The sequence below is a fragment of the Cryobacterium sp. Hh11 genome (genome assembly GCF_004404045.1).
GTDB classification, from domain to species: Bacteria; Actinomycetota; Actinomycetes; order Actinomycetales; family Microbacteriaceae; genus Cryobacterium; species Cryobacterium levicorallinum.
This window is the reverse complement of sequence record NZ_SOHF01000005.1, coordinates 21,404-34,454: the sequence shown is the minus strand read 5'-3', so window position 1 is coordinate 34,454 and position 13,051 is coordinate 21,404. Positions and strand designations below refer to the sequence as shown.

Annotated in this window: 11 protein-coding genes; 6 read left to right on the top strand and 5 right to left on the bottom strand. The window is 60.7% G+C overall.

Annotation, left to right across the window (positions count from 1 at the left end):
• Positions 1-135: 135 nt before the first annotated feature.
• The 6 genes from E3T46_RS00995 to E3T46_RS00970 all read left to right on the top strand — a co-directional run bounded on the left by E3T46_RS00995 (position 136) and on the right by E3T46_RS00970 (position 6,647).
• Positions 136-2,424, top strand: a complete 2,289-nt coding sequence (locus tag E3T46_RS00995; protein ID WP_134577120.1) for a hypothetical protein — start codon at positions 136-138, stop codon at positions 2,422-2,424.
• The gene (locus E3T46_RS00990) at positions 2,417-3,358 is read left to right on the top strand and encodes a phosphotransferase (protein ID WP_134577119.1); all 942 of its coding nucleotides are present in this window, start codon (positions 2,417-2,419) and stop codon (positions 3,356-3,358) included. Before E3T46_RS00995 ends, E3T46_RS00990 begins: the two co-directional genes overlap by 8 nt.
• Before the next feature lie 217 nt (positions 3,359-3,575).
• Positions 3,576-4,064, top strand: a complete 489-nt coding sequence (locus E3T46_RS00985; RefSeq protein WP_134577118.1) for a hypothetical protein — start codon at positions 3,576-3,578, stop codon at positions 4,062-4,064.
• Between the two features lie 634 nt (positions 4,065-4,698).
• The gene (locus tag E3T46_RS00980; RefSeq protein WP_174845360.1) at positions 4,699-5,070 is read left to right on the top strand and encodes a sulfate permease; all 372 of its coding nucleotides are present in this window, start codon (positions 4,699-4,701) and stop codon (positions 5,068-5,070) included.
• A gap of 75 nt (positions 5,071-5,145) precedes the next feature.
• On the top strand, positions 5,146-5,412 hold the full coding sequence (locus E3T46_RS00975; RefSeq protein ID WP_134577117.1) for a hypothetical protein: 267 nt from the start codon (positions 5,146-5,148) through the stop codon (positions 5,410-5,412).
• Between the two features lie 8 nt (positions 5,413-5,420).
• Positions 5,421-6,647 (top strand): hypothetical protein, encoded by a 1,227-nt coding sequence (locus E3T46_RS00970; protein WP_134577116.1) that lies wholly within the window; start codon positions 5,421-5,423, stop codon positions 6,645-6,647.
• An 83-nt stretch (positions 6,648-6,730) separates the two neighbouring features.
• On the opposite strand, the gene E3T46_RS00965 is transcribed toward E3T46_RS00970, so the two are convergent.
• The 5 genes from E3T46_RS00965 to E3T46_RS00945 are packed head-to-tail and all read right to left on the bottom strand — an operon-like array spanning position 6,731 to position 13,021.
• Positions 6,731-8,245, bottom strand: coding sequence for a helix-turn-helix domain-containing protein (locus E3T46_RS00965; protein ID WP_134577115.1), 1,515 nt, complete (start codon positions 8,243-8,245; stop codon positions 6,731-6,733).
• The gene (locus E3T46_RS00960) at positions 8,242-9,279 is read right to left on the bottom strand and encodes a DUF917 family protein (protein ID WP_174845359.1); all 1,038 of its coding nucleotides are present in this window, start codon (positions 9,277-9,279) and stop codon (positions 8,242-8,244) included. The genes E3T46_RS00965 and E3T46_RS00960 overlap by 4 nt, the downstream gene beginning before the upstream one ends.
• A gap of 9 nt (positions 9,280-9,288) precedes the next feature.
• Positions 9,289-10,386, bottom strand: a complete 1,098-nt coding sequence (locus E3T46_RS00955; protein ID WP_134577114.1) for a DUF917 domain-containing protein — start codon at positions 10,384-10,386, stop codon at positions 9,289-9,291.
• Positions 10,383-11,471 carry a DUF917 domain-containing protein gene (locus E3T46_RS00950; RefSeq protein WP_134577113.1) on the bottom strand — a complete coding sequence of 363 codons (1,089 nt, stop codon included), beginning with the start codon at positions 11,469-11,471 and terminating at the stop codon, positions 10,383-10,385. The genes E3T46_RS00955 and E3T46_RS00950 overlap by 4 nt, the downstream gene beginning before the upstream one ends.
• Positions 11,468-13,021: a hydantoinase/oxoprolinase family protein gene (locus E3T46_RS00945; RefSeq protein WP_134577112.1), complete on the bottom strand. Its 1,554-nt coding sequence runs from the start codon at positions 13,019-13,021 to the stop codon at positions 11,468-11,470. The genes E3T46_RS00950 and E3T46_RS00945 overlap by 4 nt, the downstream gene beginning before the upstream one ends.
• Positions 13,022-13,051 lie beyond the last annotated feature (30 nt).

The following is a 13,051-nucleotide window of genomic DNA, read 5'->3' as shown; positions in this document are numbered from 1 at the left end:
GCCTATTATGGGCTGGGTGGAATTGGGAAGACGACACTTCTTCGCAGGCTTCGGCTTCGCCTGACGGCGCCGCCGGGCGGTGACGACGTGGGGCACTGGCCTCGTCCCGTATTTTCTAGCGAAGAATTCTGGACAGTGTCTGTAGATATGGACGAGGCGAACTTAGAGGAGATGCTTCTTGCTTTTCGAATTTCCGGTGGGGAATCTGGGAAGAAGTTCGCGGCTTTCGACCTTCTGCTGTCGAAGTACTGGGCGACTTTTCATCCAGAGCAAGACCTCGATGCCTTCTTAGCATCTTCCGGATGGATGCAAAGTCTGTCGAGACGAGTGGGGCTTTCTTCAGTCGTTCAATCGGGGCTCCAAGAAGCTCTCGGTGTACTTATACCGGCAGCAATGCCCGTTGCCATGATCGTAAATGTAGTCTCGACTCTGACCCGTTCGGGGTGGAATAGAGCCCTTTCTAACAACGCACTGCGCGCATGTGAAATACTTCCCGACCTACTTGTCAGTATTGGCGAGGGCAGAGAGCGGCTCTCGCTTGCAGCGTACGGACTGTCTTGGGACCTTGCGGTCATTCAGAGGAAAACGTCGATGCCGATGGTCGTCTTCATCGACACGTTTGAATCGACGTCGCAGGACCTAGAAAAGCGCGTAAACGAGGTCGCATGGCTCATGCCCAACGTCTTATTCGTGGTGGCGTCCAGGAATCGCATATGTTGGGCAGAGGAGAGCTCAAGGATGCCTCGGTTTGGCCCCGCTGTCTGGCCGGGTCTGGCCGAGGGCGCGATATCGGATCCTCGGCAGCATCGGGTCGGATTCATCTCTCCGGCTGACTGTAGGTCATTTCTGCATCGCGCACTCCCGGATCCACTTGACGAAGCTTTGCTGGTTGCAGCAGTCGATGCTTCCGGTGGACTACCGCTCCATCTTGACCTACTAGTACAGCGAGTCGCACAAATCTCGGGGCAACGGTCCGTAAACGAGAACGATCTCACCGCATCCCTGCCAGACTTAGCGGTTCGAATCTTTAAAGATCTGTCTTCTCTTGAGCGACGGGCGCTTCTGGGTGCGTGCATCTTCGACTGTTTCGACGTGGATTTAGCTCAGGCAGCATCTGCGCTCCCCAACGGTGGCCCTGTCATAGCCATCACTCAGAAGGCGCTCGTCGCGACCAATGGAAACGCACTCTTTCCGTACGGAGTCCACGACAATTTACGCCAGACATTCCTTTCGGCTCTGCACTTGGGCGAAGACCAATGGACGGCGAAAGACTGGAATCGTGGGGCAGTAAGGGGCCTTGACGAGTTGATCCATAGGTTCGATAAAGAGGACCTCTCTTCGAAGCAGCGATTGATTGCCAGGACAATTTTTGCTACTGCGGCAACCTTCGGCCTCGCGGATCAAAGACTCGTGATTATTGCTCACACCATCACTCGCGCATCTGGGTGGCCTTCGGACTGGTCGGTCGAGGTTCTCTGTGTCGAGGGAGTCGCGGATACGTGGGTGCAGGCGCTTGCTGTCGGGATCGGCTTGGTTATGACCCGTCAGAATCGCGCGCGGGATGAAGTGGCGAACGACCTCCGTAGAGTCCTTGCAAGTCATCCTGATGCGCCAGAGCTTGACGTACTCCGATATTTCTTGGTCGAGTGCCTTCGAGACACTGGTGATCTCGACGGATCGAGAGAATTGATCAACCAGTTGCGATCCAAAGGTTCGGGACTCGCGCCACGGGCCATTCATGCTGAGATTCACCTACTCCGCAGAGAAGGCAGGTTCGGAACGGCTGCCCAGCTCCTTCGATTGAACCGCGACATACTGCCGCACTACGATCGCTTATTCGCGGACATCTCGTGGGCGCAGGCGAGCTTCGAAGAATCCGCCACCAGCTACCTGCAGGCGGCTGAAGCGAGCATGGCGCGCGGCGACGTCGGGGAGCAGGGCACATGTTTCGCGGGGGCCGCCTTCGCCATCTCATTTGTCGATCCTGTGCGGGCGCGCAATTGGGCGGAAGATAGTAGTAAGTCACTCAAAATCGCTTCCGTCAGTTTTTCCACGCTACAAGCGCGACTCGCACTCGTTCTGGGCTCGGATTGGCGCCATGTCCCTAACGCGATTTCTGAGCTCGGGGATATTGCGGGCGAAGCAAAATTGCTCCGGCATAGTTCAATCGTTGCCTACTCGCATTTTGCTGCCTGTTTGATTAGCGGCTTGCGCGAGACCGTGGTGTACCAGAAACATTTTCGCCTTCTGAGCGAGATTGCCGAGCAAGGCCAATTTCAGTATTTAGTCGAAATACTAAACTCGTGCACCGCCGCCGAGACTGGAAATAAAACCACGAATTCCGCTCCTGCAACCGAGTGGGCCGATGACGAAGTGCTCGCGCGGTGGCGAGGCGTCGTTGAAACGAGGAGAATAAATGGCTGACTACTCGATACTTGAACATTCCGACATATCCGAGCTCGAAGTAGATTTCGGCTGGGCGGTCCAAAGTGTCCAAGCGCTTCCAGGCGGAGCTGCTAATTCGTCGTTCCGCCTAGATATCGTTGACAACAAACAGAGCCGTCAAATAGTCGTTGTGACGATTATGGACAATCACTCGCCTACTACTGCGCTTCGGCTAGCAAACGTTACTCGCCTTGTTAGTGGTGCCGTGCGCACCCCGCCACTCCTGTCGGCCCGCAACGGTGACAATATCGTTTCGGTAGGGGCCAAGCTTATCTGCGTGAAGCCTTTCGTCTCGGGCAGGCACGTGGAGCATTTGTCGGACCTTCAACTCGGGGCCGTTGGCGCTGCTTTGGGTTTAATTCACCTGGTCGCTACACCTTCTTGGGTCCCGGAATTTGGGAGACGAATACCGACCAAGTGGCAGGACCTCCTTGGGGCCAGCGCGCCGACACGCCTACAGTCCTTGCTTCAGCGGGCCGCCGGAATCGTGGAGGCAAGTCAGAATCTGCCCGTGGGGCTCGTCCATGGCGACCTCTTCCTCGACAATCTCCTCTGGGATGAAAGCGGGGACGTTACCGTGCTCGACTGGGAGACTGCGTCGCGCGATATCTTGGTAATCGATCTTGGAGTCACAGTCGTCGCGATGTGTCGAACCGATGGAGCTCTCGATCGGCAAAAACTTGAGCTACTGCTGGGGGGGTATGACGAATCTAGAACGCTCAGCACGGAGGAACGAAGCGCCGTCGTCCCGTTCGCGTTCTATGCAGCTGTCTTGTTGGGCTATCACCGCTACGTCCGGCACAATGTCAGATTTCCTTGCCCGGCAAAAAGCAGACTCTGGGAAGACCTGGCAGACTTTGCGGAGGTACAACTACACACGAAGGAACTTGAGACGTTTGAGAGTCGGCACTAGGTTAGCGGCGATCAAAATGCCCAGGTAGTTATCACCTCAAGGCGCTGCGGTTGTCCCTCCACTGGCTTTGGATTCGAAAGCAACATTTGAAGGGACGCCTGAAGAGCTTGGTTGAGGCGCTGCAGAGCAGCGCCTTTTCGGGACCGTTGGCAGTCTCGTCGCTTCGGTGAATAAACGCTTGATTCTGTGAATCGTTTTGATCGCTAGAATCGACCACATGGGGGATTCTATTGTTGTTGCTGAACCAGAAGTCAAATATTTCGAGTCAACTCTCGACGTGGCCATTGAAGAGATACGACGCCTTCGGGGTGTGCAATCGTCGATCATCACGAGCATGTATTCGCGTGCATCGGTCCTCGTGGGTGCGTCCGGTGTGGCTGCGACGCTGACTGCAAATTCTGACGACAGTATTTGGTTCCTCCTGCCTATTGCTGGTTTCATAATTGCAGCCTTGGCCGGCGCGAGGGTTATGTTTCCGGCAACAGGTATGGCAATGGAGCCCGAGAGAGTCCTTCACACTGCGCGGGGAAACTCTGCCGTACAACTAAAGCATGCGATAGCGACCGGTATCGTCGCGGATTACAAGAGCCAGAAGGTCCCACTCCGTGTTCAGCGCTTTTGGTCAATCGTTGGTTTGATTTCGTTTGTTTTCGCAGCAACGTCTGTTGCTGGACTACAAATCGTTAACTTCTTCACGACATTTTAGATAGGGGTCATCATGGCTGAAGATTTAGAAAGCGTTACGCCAGTTTTCATGGCGGTCGCCCCGGAACACACGAGCATTGGCCACCCCCTGCTAGGACCAGGGTTGCTTCTCGAAAGTCTTAGGAATCCGGGTCGCGCGGTTATGAGGAGGGAAGCTGGCTCTGAATCCCCTAGCGACGAGTGACGCTCGCTCGAGCTTTCCTCTGCCGATTTATGCACCGGACTATCCAGATCGACCAAATCAGGCTGCAGGCATGACGACCGCGGATATGCGCGGCGGGAGAACTGGCCTTCCGCTCATACGTCGATTCTCGGAGTGGCACCTTGGCGACTCTTCGCGTGATTCCGTCTGGTACGTCAGCGTACGCCGCCCCCGGCAAATCGTCCCGGTCTGAGACTCTCAACGGAATTTTCATCTTAAAGTAGGTGGGGCGTCTCCCCTTGCACCGATCAGGGACGCGCGGGGGAGCATCCGCTCTGAATTTGCGAGGCACTTTCACCTGCGGGCATCCAGTTCTACAGTGGTGGTAGGCAATCTCTATAGCGCGCTGCCGCTCGTTGCGACGGCATGACTTTCAGTCCTTCAGGTTCTTGTTGCCGAACAGCTGAAAGGCCGCGCCATGTTCGAACTTGTATTGGCCGCCACGGACCGCAGCTACTTCTTCTTGCGCCGGTTCATGCCGACCGCCATCGTGATCGACGCGATCAACACGCGGCGGGGGCTGAAGTGGGGCGTGCCGGCGATGCTGCTCGCCGGACCCTATGCGTTTTCTGCTCTCTTCTGCCGAGCGCAGGTCGACGCCGGCGGGCCCGGTTGGCTAAACCTGCTCGTGATTCTGTGTCTCTGGAACACTCTGAAGCTTCTTCTGGTCGGGCCGATCAGCCTTGTGAAGTTGATGGCGGTACGCGTTCGTGAAGCCGTGGCACGCCGTCGCACGATCAGGACGCTGCTCGCCGACGGCGTCGAGCATTTCAACGAGCCCATACTCCTTTCGAGGCACGGCTAACGGCACGTCTGGGCCGGCGTACCTCTTGATAACGGCATGATTGGCTCACACACGTCTGCCTCAGGAGGCTTCACTATGACGATTCCGCAGGAGCAGTTCGATGACCTGCTCAGCCGCACCGCGCTCGCCGCGCTGTTTTACTATCCGGAGGTCGCCATCGACGATGACGGACCCAACCTGCAGAACGACATCGCATACTGCCTGGAGCCCGTCGCCGGGATCGCCGACGAGGACGCCGGCCGCCTCCACGTCGCGATCGGGCGTGTGATCACGAATCCGACGGCGCATCGCTCGGAACTCCTTGCGCTGGTCATCGAGCTGGCTCCGGCGCCTGCTGCGTAGCCGCGATTATGAACGACCCATCCGAGGAAGGTGCCGCGGCGCAGAAGTCGCGGACGGAGCATCCGTTTGTTGATGAGGCGGAGAAGCGGCAGCAGTATGTCGCGGCGAACCGCGATCGGATCCGCGATATGAATCGGCTCTGGCGTTCGCAACACCTCGACCGGGCCCGTGAGCTCAATCGGGATTCGATGCGTCGCGCCGCGGCTCGCCGACATCGTGAGGCCGAGGTGCGGTCGCGGGGGAGGGAGCGGGCGAAGCGGTGGCGGGTGGAGCATCCGGAGCGTCGGCGGGAGTATCAGCAGCGGTGGGTGGCGGAGAATCGTGAGAAGGTGCGCGAGTACTACAACCGCTACTACGAGGCTCATCGCGCTGAGGTGAATGCCCGGGCCGCGGCCAGGCGGGATGTGGACCCGGAGCGCACGAAGCAGATCACTCGGCAGTGGGCCGAGCGCAACAAGGAGCGCCGGGCCGAGCTGCAGCGCAACCGTCGCAGTGATCCGGAGATCTACCGGTCGGAGCTGGAGGCCAACGCTGCGGCAAGACGCCTCAAGCGCAGCCTGAGTCGGGCCGGGCTCCCGCCGAAGCGCACTCACGTCGCGACCGCGGCTGAGCGTCGGGCGAACGAGCGTGAGGCTTACTCCTATTTCAATGATCCGTCGCGGCCCGAGCACCTGCGGCAGTTCACGGTGTTCGCCGAGTCGCTCACCGAGCAGATGCTCAAGAACGGTGCTCGCATGCGCGAGTTCGCCGAGGCCTACGTGTCGTCACGCGAGCGCGTCGGGCTGCCGCCGGTGTCGGTGGAGGACATCGTCTATGCCCGAGCTGTCGAGATCGTCGCCGAGCGGATGCGTCGGGTCGACTTCCTGACCAGCCGCGACGTCGCTGCGGCCGTGCGAGCTACGAAAGCCGGGGTCCGACGCGAGGAGCGGCAGCGGCAGTTCGACGGACTCGTAAAGGGCGTCATAGCGGAGGTGCACCGCTATAGGGGCCGATACGTCGTCGCCTCGACGATGGAGAACCAGGCGAGGGTGCAACGCGGTAAACCGCGTGCGTCAGTCGAGAAGCTGGTGGTTCAGCTTGCAATGCAGGAAGTCGTCGAGCGCGTGCCCACGGGCCTGCTGACGATCGAAGATGCCCATAGTGCTGCCCGCGTCGCGACGCTTCGGTCTGGTGTGGTTTTCAGGTCCGGCCAAGGCAGAGCAGTAGATCGCACTCACCTACCGCCACTGGGATAGCACTTCACCATTAGGTCCAGCCAATAAGTGGGTTTAGCCTCCCGATCGTCTCGAACGGGAGATGAGCTGGCGGCCTCGAAGATTCAGGTTTGCACTGCGCGGCACGCCAAATGGAGCGCCAGCCGCGCCTCGGGGTCTGCCATGTCCACACCGAGCAACTCCTGAACCCTTTGAACGCGAGTCGATACGGTGTTGCGATGGAGACCCAGCGCCGTGGCTGTCGCGGCGATCTTGGACTCGTTGTCAAGGTAGGCCGACAGCGTGGACAGCAGTTCGTCGCTGCTCTCCCGCAGCGGCGCGAGGAGTGATTCTGCCGCGGGCACGAATGTGTCGTTGCGTGTCCAGGCGAGGAGTAGCTGTTCAAGCCCGAGTCCATCCACGCGCACGAACCACCCCGTCGCGGATCGGTTGACCGCAATGCGGGCGGCATCGGCTGCTTCGCTCAACGAAGCTGCGAGACCATGTGGTCCGTTTTCCATCGAGCCGACACCGGTCGCAACGTTGAACAGGCGACGAGCACCAACGTGCAATTCACGGAGTGCGGCGATGTGGGTCTCGACCTGCTGCGGCGTCGGCATTTCCGTGAAAGTATGCCAGCCGCTGACACCGCGGCCGCTCGTGGTGGCATGTGCATGAGAAGCAACTGTGCCGAGGTTTCGAGTGACGAAGCGTAGCAGCTGGAGAGTGTCGAGCCGGGTCCGCCCGATGATGCGAAACGCGAGGTGATAGCCGGTTGTGCTCCAACCGCGTTCCAACATGCGGCGCTCGGCATCGCGGTCGGGGGTTCCGCTGAGGTCGAGAAAGTCACTTAGCAAGGCCGAAGAGACCGAAGTGTCGCTCAGTTCGGCTACTTCATCGATGAGGATGCGCGCCGCGACGGCTGGCATGGCTACCTCGGCGGCGACAGCAAGGGCACGGAGCTGAGGGTCGCTGAGGCCATCACCGAAGAAGGCGATGCGTAGACCCTCGCGACTGGGACTGTCTACGCGCACGGATGCCGCGGTGCCGCCACCCTGCACGCGCGTTAGGTCCAGCCACGGGACAAAATCGATGGCAGTGTGCACCGACGGGTCGAGGTTTCCGCCGGCCTCGAGCAGCACCGTCTCAGAGTCGATGAGTGCGATACCGTGGCCCACGCTTGACGACAGGTGTCGCAGGAGGTCGGGCAGGGCCTCGACATGGTGTTCGATGGACTGCGCGACCTTGCGTACATAGCTGAGGGTGAGGGCGTCGTGAGCCTCAAGCAGGTGCCAACACGCCTTGGCGAGCACCATTGGCCTGTCAACCTGAAGCAGGGTGAGGCTGAGGCGCGCAGCGAGGGCGCGAGTACCGGTACCGAACCCGTTGGCTTGCTGCACGGCGAGGGCACGAAAGCCACGGTCGGACGTTCGCCGGATCAAGGCATCCTGCTGCCACGGAGTGCCCGGAGGTGGGGTCGTCAGAACGGCCAGTTGCCCCTCACCCTCTACCGGCAGCTCGGACTCTGTCGCTTCGATGACGACATCGGTCAGCTCCGTGTCGTCCGGGCCCGCGACGATTCTGAGGCCGCCATTCGAAGGATGCGCGAGAAGGGCGCTGAGCCATAGTTGTCCGTTCATACGCCACCGTTCAGTTCAGCCAGTCCGTAGGCCGATGGCATCACGTGTCGCATCCGCTCCGCAGTGCCGGACCACCACTCGGGCCCGGGTAGCCCAATGATGGAGATATTTCGGGCGATACTGAGGTCGGTCACCTGCAGGATGTCGCGTGAGATCGCGTCGAGCACCACGATGATCGTCGGCGTGGATGCTTGAAGCAGACCGTCGGTCATGAATGCGAGCGACTCGGAGCGGGTGATGATGCGGTGTATCTCGCCAGCCTCTCCATCGACCAGAACCGCGCTCACGTGCGGATCGTTGGCATCCAAGTCGATCGCCATGATTCGACCCTGCCCAAGCACCCGACCACCGAGTACCTCGGCCAGCTCTGATAGGGGCGCGTCTGCAGCGGCTTCGAACGCTGTACCGAGGTGAAGGGCCCGGGCGATGCTGCCATGGATGGCATGCTCAGCGAGGTCACCGACAGTGAATCCCGCGAAAACGGCGCCACCGGCGCCACCTGCTTGAATAACGGCAGAGCGAATCACTCGCTCAAGATCGATTGGGCGATCAGTCTGCACGAGCAGCACCCCGCCCACGCCGGTGTCGCACGTCGCGAAGACACCCGGCACCCGGTCCACGAGAAGTGACATCTGGTCGAGATCAGGTACCGCGCGGCCGGTGAGGTCGGCGTCGACCACCCTGTGTTTACTGGCGAACAGGAGTGAGGTGAGGCCGTTGAGTCCACCGCCCTCGAGCGAACAAACAACGGGTATGCGTTCACCGAGCCACCGTTCGGCTGCGTAGATGAGTGGTGCAAAAGGGGCCTCACCTGGCAGGCGCTCGCCGAGGAGCATCGTCGAACCTACGAACGCGGCGCCGAGACACGGTAGCGCCGGGTCGAGATCGGCGAGGTCATAGAGGGTGATGGGCCAGGCAGAAGTATCCGCCAGGGCGAGTTCCAGGATCGTCGTGGTTCCGCCGCCGCCCGAACCGAGCAGTGAGAACCCGCGGGCAATCGCAGGCAACTGCGCACGCTCGAGAATTCTCACCATCCGCCAAGCTTAGGCGCGCGACTCCACCGGCACGAAAGGGTCGGTGAGGCCGAATGCCGTCGGTCCGAACGCGGCGAGTGCTTCTGGCGTGCGCATCATTTCGGGTGTGGAGATTCCGAGAACTCGAACTCGCTGGCCGTAGCGGAGCCCCTCGGTCGTGATTGGCTCGGCGGACTCATGGTCGACGACGCAGATGAGATCGGGGACGATCGCCACAACTTCACCACCGCGCCGCGCGATGAGATTCTCGTTCTGGAAAGAGATTTCAAGCGTCTCTGGATTTGCCTGATCAAGCGCCGAGATCACCGCCCGCCCCTTGGCAAAGCCGTCGGTGGTGCGACGATCGACGTCGGTGACTTTGCCTACGAAAAGCTCCCTCATGTTCGAGTACAGCGTCGGTGCTAGCGTCTCAGCGATAGCGTCGAAGGGCGAGCGGTGTTCCTCACGGGCCAAACGGATGGCGCGGCCAAGATTGAGCGCCATCGATAAAGTTCGTGGAACCGCGGTGCGCTTTACGTCGGCTCCGCTCATCGCATACTCGGCGATGTGGCCAACGCCACCGAGACGGATCGTGATGCCGCGAGCGAGCCATTCCATCTGTCGGTCGTCGTCGCCCGTGTCGATGATTACTCGTTCACCGCGCTCACCGGCGAGGGCCAGGGGTGAACCGTGAACACCGTATACGGCAAAAGTCTCCATCGAAAGTTCAGGGAACGCGCGGCCCATTCCGTCTGCGTCAACGACTGGAAGCCCTGTCTCGGCGGCGACGATGAGCGGGATCATCGAGTTGATTCCACCGCATTCGATTGGCATTGTCGCATCCGCTGTCCTGCCGATGTGTTCTTCCAAGGTGCGTAGAGCGAGCGTGGGTTCTGTTCCGGCCGGGATCTTCTCGATCATCACCGTCGGAGCGCCCATCTGGGCAGTCGGTATGACGAAGAGGTCGTCGGCGATTTCATCGGGGTCGAGGATTGTGATCGAGCGGTCACCGAGTACCTGTTTGACGAGCATTAGGCCGATGTAGGGATCGCCGCCTCCGCCCGTTCCGAGGAGTGTCGCGCCGCGCGCGAGGTCGGGAAGGTCTGCGGCCGTTAGTTGCCAGCTCATGCCATTGCCTCGACAGTCGTGATGGTGCCGTCGAAGCGGTGCGGGGGCACGTCATAGCCGAAGTAGCCGGGACCTACCATGGCGAGTGCCTCGGCCGAGTGCCAGCGTGGGTCGCTGGGGGCGCTGATCACTCGCACTCGCTGACCGTAACGCAAACCTTCCGTCGTGATCGGCTCACCTGAGTCATGCTCGACCACCATGATGAGGTCTGGTGTTGTGACCAGCGTGCGCCCGTCGATTTCGGCGATGAGGTGCTCGTTCTGAAACGACAGGGTGAGTGCGGTGTCGGTTCCTTCAATGCGGGCGCGACCACGAGCGAATCCGGAGGTGGTGTTGCGCTGAACATCGACGACCTTGCCGGCGAAGAGCTCGCGGCCACGGAGCAGACCGACGATTCGCGCGACCGGGTCTGTTTTCTCGTCGCGGGCGGCCGTGATTTCGCGACCGATTTCGACGCACTGCGTGAGTGAGCCGGGTACTAGCGATTCGCGAGCTTGGTCGCCGGACATCGGGAAGCCGGAGATCATGACCGAGCAGCCCATCTCCACGCAGGCGACGCGGGCAATGCGCTCGGTCCAGTTGTTGCTGACGGTCTGGAGCACGCCAACGTTTCCTTTCTCGTCGCTGAAGGCGAGCGGTGACGCGTTGATTCCGTACAGGGTCGGAAGGACCATCTGAAGTTCCGGAAAAGCCCGGCCCATACCGTCGGCGTCGAGAAGCGGGAGTCCGAGCGCCGCCGCCGCTGCGATCGGGATCGTGGAGTTCACGCCTCCGATCTCAGCGCAGGCGATGTGCGTGACCGGGCGGCCGAGGTGCGTGCCGAGAGCGAGTACGGGCGAGATGACCTCGTCGAGACTCGGAAGCTTTTCGACCATTACGGTTGGTGCTCCCATCATCGCAACGGTGAGCACGACTGCGTCGGAGGGTAGCTCATCGAGAGTGACGACGGTAACGTCGCCGAATTTTCGTAGGGCCGCGGTTGCGAGGAGTGCACCGATGTAGGGGTCGCCGCCACCGCCAGTGCCGAGCACTGCGGCGCCGCGGGCGAGGTCCGTGATCTCCGTTGGAGTGATCGCCCAGCTCATCGTGTGCTTCCCATATCAAGGTCGCCGACGGCCTTGGCTCGGATGCGCGTGGCGTTGCCGGGTAGATAGGGGATCGGCACTTCGTCGAAGTCGACGATTACAACTGTCTGTGGCGCAGCGCCGGCGGAAATGGCCTTGTCGACGGCTTCGGCGCGTACCTCGGCGAGAGTTTCCTCGCGCCGTCCAGGTTCGATCGTGTAGACCTTGTCGATTTCGCCGCCGACCTGTGCGATGGATGCGCCGATCGCGTTTGCGACGGCGTAGTTCTCGGGGAGGTGCACGGCACCGAATAGCGGTAATTCGTCTGGCAGCAGGATGGAACCGCCGCCCACTGCGACAACAGGGATGGGCTCGGGGGACGTGCGCATACGATCGACGGCCTCGGTGATGCGGTCCGTGATGCGGTTGAGCACTCGCTGCACGAGCGCTGGCTCGAGGTGAGCGACCTTGGAAGGGTCGCCGATATCGGCGCGTCCGGCTGCCACGGCGATGTCGGTGGCGGTGAGTGTTGAGCCACCGAATACGAGTGCTTCGGTGGTGAGTTTGTAACCGACCGACTCCGGCCCGACCTCGCCGGTTTCGGTATCGACGATGCTTCCACCGCCAATTGCGAGCGAGAGCACGTCAGGCATCCTGAAGTTGGTTCGGATACCCGCGACCTTGACTTCATTTGCAGTTTCGCGCGGGAAGCCATTGATAAGCAGACCGATATCTGTCGTGGTGCCTCCCACGTCAACGACGGCGCAGGATTCCAGCCCACTCGTGAGGGCGGCCCCTCGCATCGAGTTGGTTGGTCCCGAGGCGAACGTCGCCACTGGGTAAAGACGCACGTAGTCCTCGTCCATCAGGGTGCCATCGTTCTGGCTGAGGAAGATCGGCGCTTCGATGCCCTGCTTCCGCACCGCGGCAGAAAGGCCATCGATGATTTCTGCCGCCAACTCACGTAGCGCAGCATTGATGATCGTCGCATTCTCGCGTTCGAGCAGGCCAATACGGCCGATCTCGTGGGAGAGCGAAATAGCAACGTCTGGGCCCATTTCCTCTGCAATGATCGCAGCGGCCTGGACCTCAAGATCGTGGTTGACCGGGCTGAACACGGCAGAGATCGCAACCGAACGGATGCCGTGGGCCTTCATATCTGCTGCATGTTCCCTCAGCTCAGCAGGGTCAAGCGGCGAGATCGGCCGGCCATCGAATTCATAACCGCCGTGTGCGAGGTAGCTGCGGGCGTCGAGTGCGGCGATGAGCGCCTGAGGCCAGTCAACGAGGGGCGGTAGGGCCTTTGTTGCGGGTAGACCAAGTCGGAGTGCTGCGGTCGGTGCGAGTCCCTTGGCCTGAACGAGTGCGTTGATGAAATGTGTTGTGCCAATCATCACAGCGTCGATCTGGTTCCCCTCGAAGTGGTGACCAGCGCGGAGATTTTCGAGAGCCCGGACGATACCGTCCGTGACATCCGGAGTTGTGGAGTGCTTCACGCCAACGAGGGTGCGCGTGCCGTCCATGAGAACTGCGTCGGTGTTTGTTCCGCCAACGTCGATGCCGATGTGCATGTGAGTATGGTGTCGCTTTCGTTTGGAGTG

What these genes read in the sequence shown, in the direction of transcription:
- E3T46_RS00990 (WP_134577119.1), top strand. Translation starts at nt 2,417, where the DNA reads ATGGCTGACTACTCGATACTTGAACATTCCGACATATCCGAGCTCGAA.
- E3T46_RS00985 (WP_134577118.1), top strand. Translation starts at nt 3,576, where the DNA reads ATGGGGGATTCTATTGTTGTTGCTGAACCAGAAGTCAAATATTTCGAG.
- E3T46_RS00975 (WP_134577117.1), top strand. Translation starts at nt 5,146, where the DNA reads ATGACGATTCCGCAGGAGCAGTTCGATGACCTGCTCAGCCGCACCGCG.
- E3T46_RS00970 (WP_134577116.1), top strand. Translation starts at nt 5,421, where the DNA reads ATGAACGACCCATCCGAGGAAGGTGCCGCGGCGCAGAAGTCGCGGACG.
- E3T46_RS00965 (WP_134577115.1), bottom strand. Translation starts at nt 8,245, where the DNA reads ATGAACGGACAACTATGGCTCAGCGCCCTTCTCGCGCATCCTTCGAAT.
- E3T46_RS00960 (WP_174845359.1), bottom strand. Translation starts at nt 9,279, where the DNA reads ATGGTGAGAATTCTCGAGCGTGCGCAGTTGCCTGCGATTGCCCGCGGG.
- E3T46_RS00955 (WP_134577114.1), bottom strand. Translation starts at nt 10,386, where the DNA reads ATGAGCTGGCAACTAACGGCCGCAGACCTTCCCGACCTCGCGCGCGGC.
- E3T46_RS00950 (WP_134577113.1), bottom strand. Translation starts at nt 11,471, where the DNA reads ATGAGCTGGGCGATCACTCCAACGGAGATCACGGACCTCGCCCGCGGC.
- E3T46_RS00945 (WP_134577112.1), bottom strand. Translation starts at nt 13,021, where the DNA reads ATGCACATCGGCATCGACGTTGGCGGAACAAACACCGACGCAGTTCTC.